Below are 15381 nucleotides of genomic sequence, written 5' to 3'. Positions count from 1 at the left end.
TGCTCCTAGTCTGCCTTCATTCGCTTAGCGGGAACAGTCCAAAGCTGTTGATCAAAATTGAGTTCTTCCCATCTGGCATTCAACACTTCACTAGTGCGGCTTGCCGTCAAACAAGTGAACATAAGTGCCTTAGCCGCCATAGCATCCTTGGTCGCTAGTTCCGCATAAAAGGCAGGTACATCTTGCCACTTCATAGCTTTGTGATGCTGAACCCTCTGTTTGACTTGAGGCAGCACGCGCGCGTCGCGGATGGTCATCACAGGGTTTTCGCCATCCCGGTAGCCTTTCGACTTTGCGACGTCCAGGACAGCTTTGATGCGCTGCGCCAATCGCTTAGCAGTCTCGTGCTTTTCGGTCCAAACAGGAAGCAATACCTGTAAAATCTCTGGCTGGCCGAGTTCCTACACTGGCAACCGACCAATCTTTGGAAAGGCATACTCTGCCAGCGTGTTGATCCACTGCTGGCCATGCTTTGGGTTTTTCCAAGTCGGCAGGCGCTTGATGTGGACCTGACGGGCGATTTCCTCAAAACAAGGGATTTCTTGCCGCCCGTTGTAGCGCGGGTTGATGCCTTGTTTTGCCAACGGCCGGTATTCTAAGGCCCGGTCACGTGCTTCGTTCAGCGTAACGACATCAGCGCCGCCCAAGCCGAAGTCTGTGCGTAAAGGCTTGCCTTCGCGGTTACGCTGACCTTTTACTGTAACTCGCACGATCCACCGACGCGCTCCAGATGGATCCACGACAAGGTACAAACCGCTTCCATCGCCATGGCGACCAGGCCCCAAGGTTCGGACCAATTTTTTTGTCAATTTACCGCTAAGGGCAACCATTGATACCACACTTCGTACCACGCAATGAATGGAAAAAGGCATAATCGAAGAAAAGCCAAAAGGCACAATGAATGCAATTACGCCAACAATTATAGGTACATAGGCACCTATAAACAACCTAACCTCATTAAGTGAAAGTGGTGGATGGCGGACAGACAGGGATTCGAACCCTGGAGACGGTCTCCCGCCTACACACTTTCCAGGCGTGCGCCTTCGACCACTCGGCCACCTGTCCGTTGGCGGCGGTTTAGCCGCAACCCGGGTAGAAACGCAAGCCCCCAGAGATATGTTTGTAACAACGGTTTACCATCCGTTCCTGCGCGCAGTATAGTTTTCTGCAAATGCGAAGAGAACGCCCCTGATGCTGCACGACCCTCCCAAGGCCAATGATCAACAAAAGCGGCCCAATGCCGCCCGCCTCCAAACGGGCGCCCTTGTCATCATCGCCTTTGCCGTTGTGCTGTTTTTGATGGTCCAGGCCCGGTTCATCCTGATCTCGCTTGCCACCGCAATCATTCTTTTCAGCCTGACCAGTGATGTGATCAGTTTCATCGCCCGGCAACGGATTGGGCCCTTTCGTATTCCCAACGCGCTAGCCAGTATCGCAGCGATGCTGCTGATTGCCGTGGCGCTTTTGATCCTGACATCAATCTTGCTGGCGCAGGTGAATACGGTGCTTGTCACCGCCCTTTCCTATACCGAGCGTGCGCCATCCGCGATTGCGTCACTCTTCAGCTGGCTGGGCGAAGATAGCGAAGTCGCCATCGTGGGCGCATTGCAAAGCATTGATGTATCAAGCTATCTCAGCACGGCGGCCAGCCAGGCCAGCGGACTGACCCAGGCGACCGTATTGGTCATCCTCTTTGTGGGCTTTCTGTTTGCTGAACGGATATGGTTTGAAACCAAACTGACCAACCTGGTCGGGGATGAGGCCCAGGCCGAAAGGGTTGGCAAGATCATCCAATCGATCATCCACCGGGTGAACTACTATCTGCTGGTCAAAACGATGATCAGTGCGGTGACCGGTGCCATGATTTATGTGCTTGCGACAGCGTTCCAACTGGAACTGGCCACGTCGATCGGGATCATCACCTTTGTGCTGAATTTCATTCCCAATATCGGATCAATCGTGGCGACCGCATTAATCGCGCTTGTTGCCCATGTGCAGCTGGAAGACCCCACCACCACTTTGGCGATCTTCTTTATCTCAGGACTGATCCAGTTCGTAAACGGATCGGTGATCGACCCGATGCTGATGGGACGGGCGCTGCGCCTGTCCTCTTTCGGGATCATCCTCTCGCTGGCCTTCTGGGGGGCGGTCTGGGGCATCCCGGGTATGTTCCTGTCGGTGCCCATCATGGTGATGCTGCTGGTTGTTTGCAGCCATGTGCCCAACCTGCGCCCGCTAGCGGTTCTGTTGTCCCGCGAAGGGTTACCTGAATCGGAAAAGATGCTGGATCAGCCGATTGACAGGGATCTGTTCGGGCAGGACATCCGGCGGGATTAAGCCCTAGGGTCAGGACCCATTAATCTTACACCGTCAGCGGCGATTTCACGAAATGTCAGTGGTTTGCGCCGTGCAGCCATAGTTAGTCTACGGCCAAGCGGCGCACGCCGCTAAGATGAAGTGAAATCGTCGCCCGGTGGGTTTGCCGGATTTTCTCTCTGATCTGCGGCACATCTTCTTGAAATAGAACCTCTATTCCTGCGCAGATGCTTCTTGTCAGAGAAAAAATCCGACAAACTGACGATGCAAGATGAATGGGTCCTGACCCTAAGCGCCGTACTGCACCAAAGGATCAACAGGAAAATCAAGACCGTAATGCAAGCCGCCCGGGCGCATCTTGTATTCCGCTTTGCCCATCAGTTCAGCCGGCGCGGCCTGGGTCAACAAAAGCACACCGAAACCGCTGCGCTCTGTCGGATCCTGGGGTGGCGGATGCCCGGCAGTCTCGGCCCAGCGGAAGCGCGCATTCTCGCCGTCTCGCTCAATCGCAATTGCTATCGTGCCAGTCTCTGTCTGTAGCGCACCATGATGGCTGGCATTGGCAAAAAGTTCGTGCAGCGCCATGCTCATGGTCAGCACATGGCGGGCCGGCAGGATCAGGGATGATCCCGCAATCGTCACACGGCTGTGCGCTGCACCTAGAAAAGAACTGACCTCGCGATCAATCAGCGCCAGCAAATCAACCGGCTGCCATTGATTGGCCCGCAGTAAATCATGGGATCGGGACATAGACAGCAACCGCGCTTCAATCGCCGCCGCATAATCGTTCACGTCGTGCTGGCCGCGGCGGGACAGTTTGACCACCGAAATAACAGTGGCCAGCATGTTTTTGACCCGATGCTCCAACTCATCATGCAGCATCTTGGTATGGTCTTCGGCCATCCGGCGGGCGGTAACATCCTGCACAGTGCCCACAAGGCGGACGGGGCGATCACCGTCAAAATGGCAATCAGCAATCGTATGGATCCAGCGCATCGGGTGGCCGTTACGGGGCAGCACACGATATTCCAAATCAAAATGGCGCGGACCGCTTGGGTCAAGCGCCAATTGGGTCTGCGCATTATGCGCATCGCGATCCTCCGGATGCACCTGCGCAATCACGGTATCATATGTAATGTCTTCATGCAGCGTCACACCCCACAATTCGCGCAAGCGGTCATCCCAAAACACGCGCTCAGTTTGCGGCTCAAACTCAAACACGCCAATCTGGGCAGCATGCAGCGCAATTGCGGTGCGCCGTTCAAGCGGGTCCGGAATACGGGCCAGCTCTTGCCGGTCAAGCTGCCGGATGGATACATGTTCCAACTTGGGATCTCCCAAAGGGCCTTTTCATGGGTGGACCGCATCAATGCGGATCAACTTATGGTCGAATACCATATGTTCATGCCCGCGCACAGCCGCTATCTGCGGACACGGCATGCACCTTAAACCAAAAACTTGTCCACAGCTAAATTTGCAGGAATCAGGAACCAACCTGCATTTCGTGTTTTGTTCCCATAGCCCCACCAGTTATAGTATGATCAGGCAAAGCCGCAAAAACCCACAGAGTTATCCCGCAACTTATCCCCGATCATTTCCAGATGGTCAGCGCGCGGCGGCACCTGTTAAGAGGCATGCGGGTCAAGGTGAGGTGAGCGATGAACGAGATAACAACATTCAATGCAACCGGCGTCGAAGAGGCCTCAGCCGATCTGATGCCCCACTCCATCGAAGCCGAACAACAGCTTCTCGGCGCGATCCTGACCAATAATGACGTCTTTGACCGCGTCGCATCGGTGATCGGGCCCAAGCATTTTTATGACCCGGTTCACGCGCGGATTTTCGAAACCGCGGCAACGCGGATCGGCAAGAACATGTTGGCCAGCCCTGTCACGCTGAAAGCGTTCATGGAAGATGATGAAGGCCTGCAAGAACTGGGCGGCCCCCCCTATCTGGCGCGCTTGGCCGGTGCGGCGATCTCGGCCTTTGCCGCGCGCGACTACGCCCAGATGATCTATGATCTGGCAACCCGGCGCGAGCTGATCCAGCTGGGGCGCGACATTGCCGACAAGGCCGCCAAGGTCGATGTCGAACACGAACCCAAAGAACAGATCGTTGAGGCCGAACAGGCGCTGTATTCCCTTGCCGAACAAGGCGTGTCTGAACAGGGCTTCCAAAGTTTCCTAGCCGCCGTGACCGAGGCGGTGAATGTCGCCAACACCGCCTACCAACGCGATGGCGGGCTTGCGGGGATCTCGACCGGCCTTTCTGACATGGACAAGAAACTGGGCGGTTTGCACAAATCTGACCTTCTGATCCTTGCCGGGCGGCCATCGATGGGGAAAACTTCGCTGGCAACCAACATCGCTTATAACATTGCCAAGGCCTACAGACGCGGTCAGCTCCAGGATGGGACCGAAGGGGCCGTTGATGGCGGCGTTGTCGGGTTCTTCTCGCTTGAGATGAGCGCCGAGCAGCTTGCAGGCCGTATCCTGGCCGAAGCGTCCGAGATTTCATCGCATAAAATCCGCCAGGGCGACATGACCGAGGGCGAGTTCCGGCGCTTTGTCGAGGCAGCCAAACAGCTCGAATCCTGCCCGCTCTTTATCGATGACACCGCCGCGATCCCGATCAGCCAGTTGGCCGCACGAGCACGGCGGCTGAAACGGACGCACGGGCTGGACGTGTTGATCGTTGACTATCTGCAGCTGGTGCGCGGGACATCCGACAACCGGGTGCAGGAAATCGGCGAAATTTCCATGGGGCTCAAAGCCATCGCCAAGGAACTCAACATCCCCGTCATCGCCCTGTCCCAGCTGTCGCGTCAGGTCGAAAGCCGGGACGATAAGCGCCCGCAACTTTCGGATTTGCGGGAATCAGGTTCGATTGAGCAAGACGCCGACGTCGTCATGTTCGTCTATCGCGGCGAATACTATGTCGAGCGCGAAAAGCCCGATGACAGCAACATGGAGGCCATGGCCGCCTGGCAGGACAAAATGTCCAGCCTGCACGGCAAAGCCGAAGTGATCGTCGGCAAACAGCGGCACGGTCCCATCGGCACGGTCGAACTGGCCTTTACCGCCGAATTCACGCGCTTTGGAGATTTGGTCAAGCCTTGGCAGCAAGGGGCCGAGCAAGATTTTTGATACACGTTAAAGCTGCCGGTATCCCGTTAACACAATCTTAATGATCACATGCAACTTTGTGATCAGTTGTGATCGACCAGATCCGAGTTGTCGTTTCACGCATGTTGTCGTATGGTTCAATGGTATTGATCGGAATTTTACCGTGTTAAGCTATTCTTTTGACATCTATCAGTCGTCGCGCACGAACGGATCGCGCAAAGCAACCGCAGCAACGACTTCACATGACGATGATCAAGATGGTGATCTGATCGCCATCTTTCGCGATCAGGAAACAGCCGACGCTGTCACGTCATCGCCCGCTGTCGTCCGGCTCTTTCTCGAAGAAACCGGTTTTGGGTTTTCTGCGCCCACGGGCAACCCGCCGGCAGGATATGTGCGGGCCAATAACGCTGTGGCCAGACGCAATCTGAAAAGCCGGATCGCCAAGGCATTGTCAAATAACGCGCTGGAAAGGGCCCTTGACCGGGCTGCGGCTGACAGCAGTTTTGATGTTCGTGCCTTTATTCTGTCTGTCGTCCGGGTCCGCAAAGGAATTGAACCGCAACAGAAAACGCCCCGCCCTGCCCCGGCAGTACAGACACGCAGCGAAGATGCCATCGTCATGCCAACGGATACAGCCACCCGGGTTATACCACGTAGGCCGGGCGAATTGCAGGGGCGCGGCATCAAAAGCCGTTTGCGGCCACAACAGCTTCACCAAAAACACGCTTGACCTAGAGTCACTCCAATAGGCTACCTCGGTTGCCATTGGAGGACAGCGATGCGAATCAAAGAAGCCGCAGCCCGGTCCGGGCTGACCCAGGACACGATCCGATTTTATGAAAAATCCGGTATGCTCAACGCGATCACGCGGGATGGGCGCGGCTGGCGTGTTTTTAGCCAAAGCGATATCGACTGGCTGACAACGCTCGAACGGCTCCGCGCGACCGGAATGCCGCTTGATGATGTAAAGCGCTTTGCAAAATCGGCACATGCGCCGGATCAAGACAGCCCCAGGCAGCAGGTGCTCCGGCTCTCACTTCTCGAAAAACACGCGACGATCTTGCAGGACCGGCAAGCCGAACTCGACGCGTGCAAACATTACCTGACCCACAAAATAGGCATCTATCGCACGGCATTGGAGGTTACAAATGACTGATTTCAAAACGATTCCCTCAAAACCAACCTTGGGTCTTGGCTGCTGGGCCATTGGCGGGCCTTTCTTTATGGATGGGCGCGCCGTCGGATGGGGCGCGGTCGACGATCAGGTATCTAAAGCCGCCATCGCAGCCGCTGTCGAAAAGGGTGTCACCCATTTCGACACGGCGCAGGCCTATGGCTGCGGGCATTCGGAAACCATCCTGGGCGACGCGCTAAAGAGCCATACTGATGTTGCCATCGCAACCAAGATCGGTTTGCGAATCGACACCGCCAGCAAGCAATTGACCGGTCCGATCACGGATGCTGCAGAAATCCGGCAATCCATTGACGACTCACGCAAAAGGCTGGGTCGCGACCGGATTGATATGGTGCTGCATCACAATAATGAGTTGCCTATCGACACCGCAAAACCCGCCTTCGATATGCTGGCAACGCTTTATGAGACCGGCGTGATTGGCGGCTTTGGCTGGTCCACGGATTTCCCCGAAAGCGCCAAGGCTTTCGCCGATTACCCGGGCTTTACCTGTATCGAACATGCGATGAACGTGCTGAAACCAGCGGATCAGATCGTCGCACTGATAGAAGAGCAACAGCTCCTCTCGCTCATCCGCTCACCGCTTGCGATGGGGGTGCTGGGCGGAAAATATGACCAGAAAACGCAGTTTAGCCGTGATGAAATCCGGGGCAGCAACCCCGGCTGGCAGGACTATTTCAAAGACGGCAAGATCACGGATGCCTATCTTGCGCAGTTGGACGGGGTCCGCGAAACGCTGCGCGCGGATGGGCGAACATTGGCGCAGGGGGCGCTTGCGTGGCTTTGGGCGCGCACGCCAAATGCGATCCCCATTCCCGGATTTCGGACAACCGAACAGGTGCACGATCTTTGCGGAGCGTTGGACAAAGGGCCGCTCACCCCGGACCAAATGGACGAAATCGCAGCGATCCTGAAACGCGCGCGTTAACGGACCATCGCATTTGCAGCACGGCGGATTTCCACCGATCGGACCTGAACGAATATCAATGCGGCAGGCCGTACATACAGCATCTGTACGCTGTATGTACGCAGGTTTGCAGGTGAATCTCGGCCCAAAACCGCCATGCCTCTGCACGAGTGGCCCACGGCACACCCGATACGTTAACCTCTTGCCGCATCGTCCCGGCCCTGCCAAAAGGTGCCTATGAGCACTGGACGACTGATAATTGATCTCGACGCTGTGGTCGCCAACTGGCGCGCCCTGGACGATATGACCACTTGCCGGACCGCTGCCGTGGTCAAGGCCGATGGCTATGGGCTGGGCGCGGCAAATGTGGTCAAAGCGCTGTTCAAGGCAGGTGTCCGTCAGTTCTTTGTAGCCGTCGCCGAAGAGGCTATCGCCATCCGCGAGGAACTGGGCCCAAAGCCCGATATCAACGTCTTTTCCGGCCATATGAAAGGCGACACGGACCTGATCCGTGAATTGCGCCTGACGCCGATGCTGAACTCGGTTGAGCAGCTGACCCAGCATCTAGAGGTCCTGCCGGGACATCCCTTTGGCGTGCAGCTTGATACCGGCATGAACCGGCTTGGGATGGAGATGCAGGAATGGGCAGCAGTGGCCGAACTTGCCCTGTCACAAGGGCCAACCTTGGTGATGTCACATCTGGCTTGCGCGGATGAGCCCGACCACCCGATGAATACCTATCAGCTTGATAACTTTAGGAAAATGACTGATGGGATCGGCGCACCCCGCTCGCTTGCAGCCACGGGGGGCATTCTGTTGGGGCCCGAATATCACTTTGATCTGACAAGGCCCGGTGTGGGGCTTTACGGCGGCCTGCCCTTCGCGCAAGCCGCCCCCGCCGTTGAGCTTGATCTGCCCGTGATCCAAATCCGCGACGTGGCCGAGGGCGAGGTTGTCGGATATGGCAATTCCTGGCAGGCCGAACGGCCATCGCGAATCGCGACCGTCTCAGGCGGTTACGCAGACGGTATCTTTCGCTTCCTCTCAGATCGCGCGACGCTTTATCATGGCAATCAGCCATGTAAGGTGATCGGGCGGGTATCGATGGACCTGCTGACGGTCGATGTGACGGATGCGGGCGAGGCCCCCACAAAACTGACGTTGATCGGGCCGCAACAAAGCGTCGATGACCTAGCCGCACAAGCCGGCACCATCGGTTATGAGGTGCTGACGCAGCTGGGCCGACGCTATAGCCGCAAGACATTTGGGAAATAACGCGGTTGTAATCCGGCTTAAGGATTGTCACTTAGCGGTCAGACTTCTTTAAGGTTCCCTATGTTAAACGCCCTGCGCATCGCCAATCTGTCTTTATTAATCCTTTTTCCTATCGCATGGTTCGCACCGCTGATGCGGGCGGGGTTATTGCCACTATTCGGGCTGAGCGAGATCAGCGTGATCTCGGGCATGCAATCGCTTTGGAAAAGCGATGTGGCATTGGCGCTACTGGTGACGGCCTTTGCGTTATTCGCGCCGTATCTTAAGACGATTGGCATCGCACTTGTACACTTCAACCTATTGAAAGATAAAACAATTCCTGTTCTTTCATGGATCGGAAAACTGGCCATGGCCGATGTTTTCCTGATCGCGCTTTATGTCGTTGTTTTCAAAGGGGTTGGCATCGGTAAAGTCGAAACCGGTTGGGGGCTTTATATGTTCACCGCCTGTATTTTGGCCTCTATCGTGATCTCTGCATTAACGCCCAAAGCCAAGGCAGCGCAGCCCGAAACCTGACGCGCCTGCCTGGTTTTTCCCCTTGATAGGATAGGTCTTTCGCTTTCTTGAAGTCCCATCTTCACGGAGGAAAAGACCATGAAAAAAGAAATCGCCGAGTTTATCGGCACATTCACACTCGTATTGCTGGGCTGCGGCTCGGCCGTCATCGCAGGCGGTGAAATCGGGTTCTTCGGCATCAGTTTTGCGTTCGGGCTTGCCTTGATCGGCATGGCCTACGGGATCGGTCCGGTTTCGGGATGTCATATCAACCCCGCCGTTTCACTTGGCGCAGTCGCCGCCGGACGGATGAACATGCCAGAGGCAGTCCGCTACATTATCGCGCAAGTCGCCGGGGCCATTGCCGCGGCAATCGTCTTGCTTTTGATCGCAAATGGTAAGGCGGATTATTCGGTTGCCGAAAACGGGTTAGGCCAGAATGGTTGGGGCGCTGGCTATCTTGGCGAATACACGATGGGCGCGGCCTTTGTCTTTGAAGTTGTTGCAACATTTTTGTTCATGGTCGTGATACTGGGCGCCACAGGCCCCGGTGCCCCTGCCCAATTTGCAGGGCTGGCCATTGGATTAGCACTGGTGGTGATCCATCTTGTTGGCATCAACATCACCGGCGTTTCGGTCAACCCGGCCCGCTCTGCCGGCCCTGCGCTTTTTGCAGGTACGCAGGCCATCGGGCAGCTGTGGCTCTTTATCGTCGCGCCTATTATCGGGGCTGTTGCGGCTGGGTTGTTGTTCAAAACCGGTAAGCTGGACAGCTAAATACAGCGTTTCCACGTAAGTCTTAGATCCAGTTCTGGCCGCCTGATGCGGGCGGCCAGTGCAAAGGCCATTGCAGGCGCGGCCCATTTGGGCCAAAAGGTGAACATGGCCAAAGACCTTACCTTTTCCTGCAGTGCATGCGGCGCATCTTTCAGCAAGTGGTCAGGGCGCTGCGACAGCTGCGGCGCCTGGAATTCCATCAGCGAAGACAAGGCCTTAGCCAGCGGGCCAAAGGGCAAGACCTTGGGCAGTCAACGCGGCAAAGCCATCCCACTGACAGATCTGGAAACACAAGAGGCAGAACCGCCGCGGACCTCGGTCGGCGTGACCGAGCTGGACCGGGTGCTTGGCGGCGGGTTGGTCAAAGCTTCGGCCCTCTTGGTAGGCGGTGATCCGGGGATCGGAAAATCCACCCTTTTGCTACAGGCCGCGGCCCGCTTTGCCCGCAACGGGTTGAAAGTGATCTATATTTCCGGCGAGGAATCGAACGCCCAGGTGCAGATGCGCGCGCATCGGCTGGGGCTTGAAAAAAGCCCGGTACAATTGGCATCCGAGACAAATCTGCGCGATATCCTGACAACGCTTGAGACGGAAAAGCCCGACCTGACGATCATCGATTCAATCCAAACCATGTGGGCAGATAATGTAGATTCGGCCCCCGGTAGCGTCAGCCAGGTCCGGTCCTCCGCGCATGAGCTGACGACCTTCGCCAAACGCAACGGCATGGCCGTGATCATGGTGGGCCATGTGACCAAAGAAGGGGCCATAGCGGGCCCGCGTGTGGTCGAACATATGGTCGACACGGTGCTTTACTTCGAAGGCGAACGCGGCCACCAGTTCCGCATTCTGCGCAGCGTCAAGAACCGATTTGGTCCCGCCGATGAGATCGGCGTCTTTGAAATGACCGGCAAAGGGCTGGCGGAGGTCAAGAATCCCTCGGCCCTGTTTTTGTCCGAACGGGGCACCCCTGCCCCGGGGTCAGTGGTGTTTGCAGGCTTTGAAGGCACCAGACCGATGCTCTGCGAGATCCAAGCACTTGTGGCACCTTCGCCACACAGCCAACCACGCAGATCAGTGGTCGGATGGGACGGCGGACGGCTGGCAATGATCCTTGCCGTGCTTGAATCGCGCTGCGGCGTCCCCTTTGCCGGATTGGACGTATACCTCAATGTAGCAGGGGGTTTGCGCATCTCAGAGCCGGGGGCGGACCTGGCGATTGCAGCGGCGCTGGTCTCGGCCCGCGAAGATGCTGCCCTGCCCGCCGAAGCGGTGGTTTTTGGCGAAATCAGCCTCTCGGGCGCGCTTCGTCCTGTCGTTCAAACGGAAAATAGATTGAAAGAGGCGCAGAAACTTGGTTTTACGACTGCGATCATACCGCATCAGGCGAAACAGCCAGCGGTGGCCGGTCTGGGCCTGCGCGTAGCCAGTGACCTTGCCGGATTTGTAGAAGAAGTATTTGGCGCACGCTAGCGCCGGGGCAGGAGAAGAACCATGGAAGGCTTCACACTCGTTGACGCAGGCGTCGCGATTATCATCTTACTGTCAGGCGTGCTGGCTTACAGCCGGGGCTTTGTGCGCGAGGCGATGGCGATCCTTGGCTGGATCGGCGCGACGATCGTGGCTTTCATCTTTGCAGATCAGGTCGAACCGCTGGTCCGCCAGATCCCCGTGATCGGCGATTTCATCGGCGACAGCTGTGAGCTGGCGATCATCGCGGCCTTCGCGGCGGTCTTCGCTGTGGCCTTGGTGGTTGTTTCGATCTTCACACCGCTCTTTTCATCGGTTGTGCAGCGCTCGGCGCTTGGCGGGGTGGATCAGGCGCTTGGTTTCTTCTTTGGGGTCTTGCGGGGCATCCTGCTGGTTGCGGTAGCGTTCTTTGTCTACGACACGATCTTTACGACCCAGCAATTTGCCGCCATCGATGACAGCCGCGCGGCTGAGGTGTTTGCCCAAATGACCGGGCGCATCGAAGAACAGAACCCAGAGCAGGCGCTTGGCTGGATCACAGAGCAGTACCAGCAATTGGTCGGAACCTGCGGCGCACCCGCGCAGTAACAGCGCGCCCGCGTACTGAAACTGACGAAAGCCATCGCGCATGCGGTGGCTTTTTTCTTTGGCCGGATTGGCATCAATCCCCTGCCCTGATCACCATTGTGCCGCTGAAGGCAGCTTTGACGCGTGATCACCGGGCAACAACCTTTTTTCATAACCCGCAACCATGATCGTTTCGTGACACGCCGCCTGTGACCCACTAAGACAGGGGCAGACCAGTACAAACGGATTCGGAGCTGCTCTCTTGTCCAACCAGATGTCCCCCGCCCATCCCTTTGATGATGACAAACCAAGGGAGGAATGCGGCGTATTCGGTGCGATTGGCGTATCAGATGCAGCGAATTTCGTGGCCCTGGGCCTGCACGCTCTGCAGCATCGCGGGCAAGAGGCAGGCGGGATCGTCACCCATGATCCTGAAACCGGCTTTAACCAGGCCCGCCGCATGGGGCTGGTGCGCGATAATTTCACCAGCGCCGATACGATGAAAATCCTGCCCGGCAGCATTGGCATTGGCCATGTGCGCTATTCGACGGCGGGCTCCAAAGGGCAAACCGCAATCCGTGACGTGCAGCCCTTCTTTGGCGAATTTTCTATGGGCGGCGCAGCTGTCGCCCATAACGGCAACATCACCAATGCGATGTCGCTGCGGCGCGAGCTGATTGAGCGCGGCTCGATCTTTCAAAGCACATCGGACAGCGAATGCATCATTCATCTGATGGCGCGCTCAATGGGGCGAAACATTCCCGACCGGATGCAAGAGGCACTGCGCCACGTCGAAGGGGCGTTTTCAATTGTGGCCATGACACGCACCAAGCTGATCGGCTGCCGCGATCCGCTGGGCATCAGACCACTGGTGCTGGGCCAGCTTGGCGGCGGGTATATTCTGGCCTCAGAAACCTGCGCGCTCGATATCATCGGTGCCGAGTTCATCCGCGAGATTGAACCGGGCGAAATGGTTGTGATCACCGAAAAAGGGATCACAAGCCACCGTCCCTTCCCGCCCAGACGCCCGCAACCATGCATCTTCGAATATGTGTATTTCAGCCGCCCGGATTCGGTGCTTGGCGGGAAATCCGTCTATGAGGTGCGGCGCGAGATTGGCCGCGAGCTGGCCCGCGAAGCCCCAGTTGAGGCTGATATGGTCTGCACCGTGCCCGATGGCGGCACGCCCGGCGCGATTGGTTACAGTCAGGAATCCGGTATTCCCTTTGAGATGGGGATTGTGCGCAACCAATATATGGGCCGCACCTTTATCGAACCAAGCGAGCAAATTCGGAACATGGGCGTCCGGCTAAAGCTGAACGTGAACCGCGCGCTGGTGCAGGGCAAACGGGTCATTTTGGTGGACGATTCCATCGTGCGGGGAACAACATCGCGCAAGCTCAAGGACATGATCCTCGAGGCGGGCGCCGCCGAGGTGCATTATCGCATCGCCAGCCCACCTGTAAAATGGCCCTGTTTTTTTGGCGTCGATCTGCCCAGCCGCGATGATCTGTTGGCCGTGAAAATGAGCCTTGAGGAAATGCGCGACTATCTTGGTGTCTCTAGCCTGAAATTCCTGTCCATCGACGGGCTTTATCGCGCATTGGGCGAAAAAGAGGGCCGCAACCCCGACGCGCCAGCCTATTACGATGCGGTGTTTACGGGTGAATACCCGATCAAACTGACCGATATGGCCGAACAAGGGCTGCAATTCAAAGTGGCGGCTGAATAGCCGCTTTACGCAACCCCATGTTGAACCGTTCTGGAACCTGTTGCGATGCCAGACTTACCTTCGAGGCTCGGGGCACGCTTGGTACCAGATATTTCTAGTCTTTGGTGCAAGCTTTCGACAGCGGCAAGCAGGCCAAAATGGAAAGACTGTTCAGCATATGCTGCTTTATTGGTTTGGCAGAACTGTTACATTTCTATGGTCATGGTATCATCGGGCCGAATTGTACCGGCAATATGTAACCTAACGACCCGAAAGGATCACATGACTACCGTCATCCACCACAACCCCGCCTGCGGCACCTCCCGCAATGTTCTTGCCGTCATCCGGGCCAGCGGGACCGACCCGATTGTGATCGAATACCTCGACGCTGGCTGGACACGCCCGCAATTGCAGGCGCTGTTTGCTGCCGCAGGCCTCACCGCGCGCGAGGCTTTGCGCACATCCAAATCGCCTGCCGAAGAACTTGGCCTGCTCGACCCCGCCGTCAGCGAAGAGGCCTTGCTGGATGCGATGATCGCACACCCGGTTCTGGTCAACCGCCCCATCGTCTGTACGCCCAAAGGCACAGCACTTTGCCGCCCTTCCGAAGCGGTACTGCCTTTGCTGGAAAATCCGCTGACAGAGCCTGTCTACAAAGAAGATGGAGCTTTGATCGCCGAACCAGCGCCATGATCGCTTATGTCGCTGTCGGCGCGGATGACATCGCGCTGGCCAAGCGCTTTTATGCGGCATTCCTGCCCGCATTGGGATATACATGCGATGAAGGCCCCGAGGGGTTAAGCTATGCCTTGCCCATCGCGCCGGGCCAGCCCCCTGCGGGGCCCGATTTTTACGTCAAACCACCCTATAACGGCCAGCATGCCACGGCTGGCAACGGGTCGATGACCGCTTTCGAAGCCTCGCATCAGCAGCAAGTGCGCGATCTGCACGCGGCGGCTTTGGCAGCCGGGGGCACGGATGAGGGCGCACCTGGGTTTCGGCCCGCATATGGGCCGCGCTTTTACGTCTGTTATCTGCGCGACCCGCAGGGCAACAAAATCGCGATATTTTCAAGCAATCCCAATGAGCCCGGGCGCGACGATTAATTGCCGCTGCGGAAGGTGCTGCAACTGGCCCCTGACCGTGCGTAAGCGCAATAAAATAAGGTCAAATGTGACAAAACATAGCAGCTGACGTCGGGTCGGCTGCCTTTTGTCTGCCGCAACTCTCTGGCACATCACAGCCCCCAGCAAAGCCATAAGCGGTGAACCCATGTCAGAACAAACGCCTCCGCAGGTTGCGGAAAAGGCAACGATTGCGGATGCAATCGACCTGCGCCAATTGACTTTGCTTGGCGTGATGCACGCTTTTGATGGGCCTGCCGCCCTGCTGCGTTCAGGACGTGGGCAAATCGCGCGGGTACAGACGGGCGGACAGGCCTTTGGCTATCGGGTTGCCGCCATTGGTGATGATCAGGTGCAATTGATCGGGCGGCAGGGCCAGCTTTACGCGCTTGGACTGGCAGGCACTTGACCTTCCGCGCGGT

Annotated in this window: 15 protein-coding genes, 1 tRNA gene and 1 pseudogene; 14 read left to right on the top strand and 3 right to left on the bottom strand. The window is 57.1% G+C overall.

Annotated features, from left to right (window positions below):
* Nucleotides 1–5: 5 nt before the first annotated feature.
* Nucleotides 6–830: pseudogene (locus AABB29_RS14940) on the bottom strand (tyrosine-type recombinase/integrase).
* A gap of 145 nt (nucleotides 831–975) precedes the next feature.
* A tRNA-Ser gene (locus AABB29_RS14935) sits at nucleotides 976–1065 on the bottom strand.
* Nucleotides 1066–1191: 126 nt separating this feature from the next.
* Here AABB29_RS14935 and AABB29_RS14930 point away from each other — a divergent pair.
* On the top strand, nucleotides 1192–2337 hold the full coding sequence (locus AABB29_RS14930) for an AI-2E family transporter (protein ID WP_341366161.1): 1146 nt from the start codon (nucleotides 1192–1194) through the stop codon (nucleotides 2335–2337).
* A 267-nt stretch (nucleotides 2338–2604) separates the two neighbouring features.
* Here the strand turns inward: AABB29_RS14930 and AABB29_RS14925 are convergent, their stop codons facing one another.
* Nucleotides 2605–3642, bottom strand: coding sequence for an HWE histidine kinase domain-containing protein (locus AABB29_RS14925; protein WP_341366162.1), 1038 nt, complete (start codon nucleotides 3640–3642; stop codon nucleotides 2605–2607).
* A gap of 332 nt (nucleotides 3643–3974) precedes the next feature.
* On the opposite strand from AABB29_RS14925, the gene AABB29_RS14920 reads away from it, so the two are divergent.
* From AABB29_RS14920 to AABB29_RS14860, 13 genes are all read left to right on the top strand, one after another.
* Nucleotides 3975–5462 carry a replicative DNA helicase gene (locus tag AABB29_RS14920; protein ID WP_373636604.1) on the top strand — a complete coding sequence of 496 codons (1488 nt, stop codon included), beginning with the start codon at nucleotides 3975–3977 and terminating at the stop codon, nucleotides 5460–5462.
* A 142-nt stretch (nucleotides 5463–5604) separates the two neighbouring features.
* Nucleotides 5605–6174: a hypothetical protein gene (locus AABB29_RS14915; protein WP_341366163.1), complete on the top strand. Its 570-nt coding sequence runs from the start codon at nucleotides 5605–5607 to the stop codon at nucleotides 6172–6174.
* 48 nt (nucleotides 6175–6222) lie between these two features.
* Nucleotides 6223–6600 (top strand): MerR family transcriptional regulator, encoded by a 378-nt coding sequence (locus AABB29_RS14910; protein ID WP_341366164.1) that lies wholly within the window; start codon nucleotides 6223–6225, stop codon nucleotides 6598–6600.
* Nucleotides 6593–7564 carry an aldo/keto reductase gene (locus AABB29_RS14905; RefSeq protein WP_373636603.1) on the top strand — a complete coding sequence of 324 codons (972 nt, stop codon included), beginning with the start codon at nucleotides 6593–6595 and terminating at the stop codon, nucleotides 7562–7564. The genes AABB29_RS14910 and AABB29_RS14905 overlap by 8 nt, the downstream gene beginning before the upstream one ends.
* Nucleotides 7565–7780: 216 nt before the next feature.
* The gene (alr, locus tag AABB29_RS14900; RefSeq protein WP_373636602.1) at nucleotides 7781–8818 is read left to right on the top strand and encodes an alanine racemase; all 1038 of its coding nucleotides are present in this window, start codon (nucleotides 7781–7783) and stop codon (nucleotides 8816–8818) included.
* A 60-nt stretch (nucleotides 8819–8878) separates the two neighbouring features.
* Nucleotides 8879–9334, top strand: coding sequence for a paraquat-inducible protein A (locus AABB29_RS14895; RefSeq protein ID WP_341366168.1), 456 nt, complete (start codon nucleotides 8879–8881; stop codon nucleotides 9332–9334).
* A 78-nt stretch (nucleotides 9335–9412) separates the two neighbouring features.
* Nucleotides 9413–10090, top strand: a complete 678-nt coding sequence (aqpZ, locus tag AABB29_RS14890) for an aquaporin Z (protein ID WP_341366169.1) — start codon at nucleotides 9413–9415, stop codon at nucleotides 10088–10090.
* A 105-nt stretch (nucleotides 10091–10195) separates the two neighbouring features.
* A complete protein-coding gene (radA, locus tag AABB29_RS14885; protein WP_341369077.1) occupies nucleotides 10196–11560 on the top strand; it encodes a DNA repair protein RadA in 1365 nt (454 codons plus the stop codon).
* Between the two features lie 21 nt (nucleotides 11561–11581).
* On the top strand, nucleotides 11582–12145 hold the full coding sequence (locus AABB29_RS14880; protein WP_341366170.1) for a CvpA family protein: 564 nt from the start codon (nucleotides 11582–11584) through the stop codon (nucleotides 12143–12145).
* Between the two features lie 253 nt (nucleotides 12146–12398).
* Entirely contained in the window at nucleotides 12399–13856 is a 1458-nt protein-coding gene (gene purF / locus AABB29_RS14875; RefSeq protein ID WP_373636918.1) for an amidophosphoribosyltransferase, read from the top strand.
* A 261-nt stretch (nucleotides 13857–14117) separates the two neighbouring features.
* Nucleotides 14118–14528 (top strand): arsenate reductase (glutaredoxin), encoded by a 411-nt coding sequence (gene arsC, locus AABB29_RS14870; protein ID WP_341366171.1) that lies wholly within the window; start codon nucleotides 14118–14120, stop codon nucleotides 14526–14528.
* Complete coding sequence (locus AABB29_RS14865) at nucleotides 14525–14941, top strand: VOC family protein (RefSeq protein ID WP_341366172.1); 417 nt, start codon at nucleotides 14525–14527, stop codon at nucleotides 14939–14941. The genes arsC and AABB29_RS14865 overlap by 4 nt, the downstream gene beginning before the upstream one ends.
* Nucleotides 14942–15107: 166 nt before the next feature.
* Complete coding sequence (locus AABB29_RS14860; RefSeq protein WP_341366173.1) at nucleotides 15108–15368, top strand: pilus assembly protein PilZ; 261 nt, start codon at nucleotides 15108–15110, stop codon at nucleotides 15366–15368.
* Nucleotides 15369–15381: the final 13 nt, after the last annotated feature.

The sequence above is a fragment of the Yoonia sp. BS5-3 genome (assembly GCF_038069655.2).
Lineage (GTDB): Bacteria > Pseudomonadota > Alphaproteobacteria > Rhodobacterales > Rhodobacteraceae > Yoonia > Yoonia phaeophyticola.
Note: the sequence above shows the minus strand (reverse complement) of the source record. Positions and strands in the feature narration are given on the sequence as shown.

Excerpts from the sequence above, each read along its gene's own strand:
- AABB29_RS14895 (WP_341366168.1), top strand. The coding sequence starts at position 8,879 with ATGTTAAACGCCCTGCGCATCGCCAATCTGTCTTTATTAATCCTTTTT.
- aqpZ (WP_341366169.1), top strand. The coding sequence starts at position 9,413 with ATGAAAAAAGAAATCGCCGAGTTTATCGGCACATTCACACTCGTATTG.
- AABB29_RS14880 (WP_341366170.1), top strand. The coding sequence starts at position 11,582 with ATGGAAGGCTTCACACTCGTTGACGCAGGCGTCGCGATTATCATCTTA.
- AABB29_RS14930 (WP_341366161.1), top strand. The coding sequence starts at position 1,192 with ATGCTGCACGACCCTCCCAAGGCCAATGATCAACAAAAGCGGCCCAAT.
- AABB29_RS14910 (WP_341366164.1), top strand. The coding sequence starts at position 6,223 with ATGCGAATCAAAGAAGCCGCAGCCCGGTCCGGGCTGACCCAGGACACG.
- AABB29_RS14865 (WP_341366172.1), top strand. The coding sequence starts at position 14,525 with ATGATCGCTTATGTCGCTGTCGGCGCGGATGACATCGCGCTGGCCAAG.
- arsC (WP_341366171.1), top strand. The coding sequence starts at position 14,118 with ATGACTACCGTCATCCACCACAACCCCGCCTGCGGCACCTCCCGCAAT.
- radA (WP_341369077.1), top strand. The coding sequence starts at position 10,196 with ATGGCCAAAGACCTTACCTTTTCCTGCAGTGCATGCGGCGCATCTTTC.
- AABB29_RS14860 (WP_341366173.1), top strand. The coding sequence starts at position 15,108 with ATGTCAGAACAAACGCCTCCGCAGGTTGCGGAAAAGGCAACGATTGCG.
- AABB29_RS14920 (WP_373636604.1), top strand. The coding sequence starts at position 3,975 with ATGAACGAGATAACAACATTCAATGCAACCGGCGTCGAAGAGGCCTCA.
- purF (WP_373636918.1), top strand. The coding sequence starts at position 12,399 with ATGTCCCCCGCCCATCCCTTTGATGATGACAAACCAAGGGAGGAATGC.
- alr (WP_373636602.1), top strand. The coding sequence starts at position 7,781 with ATGAGCACTGGACGACTGATAATTGATCTCGACGCTGTGGTCGCCAAC.
- AABB29_RS14905 (WP_373636603.1), top strand. The coding sequence starts at position 6,593 with ATGACTGATTTCAAAACGATTCCCTCAAAACCAACCTTGGGTCTTGGC.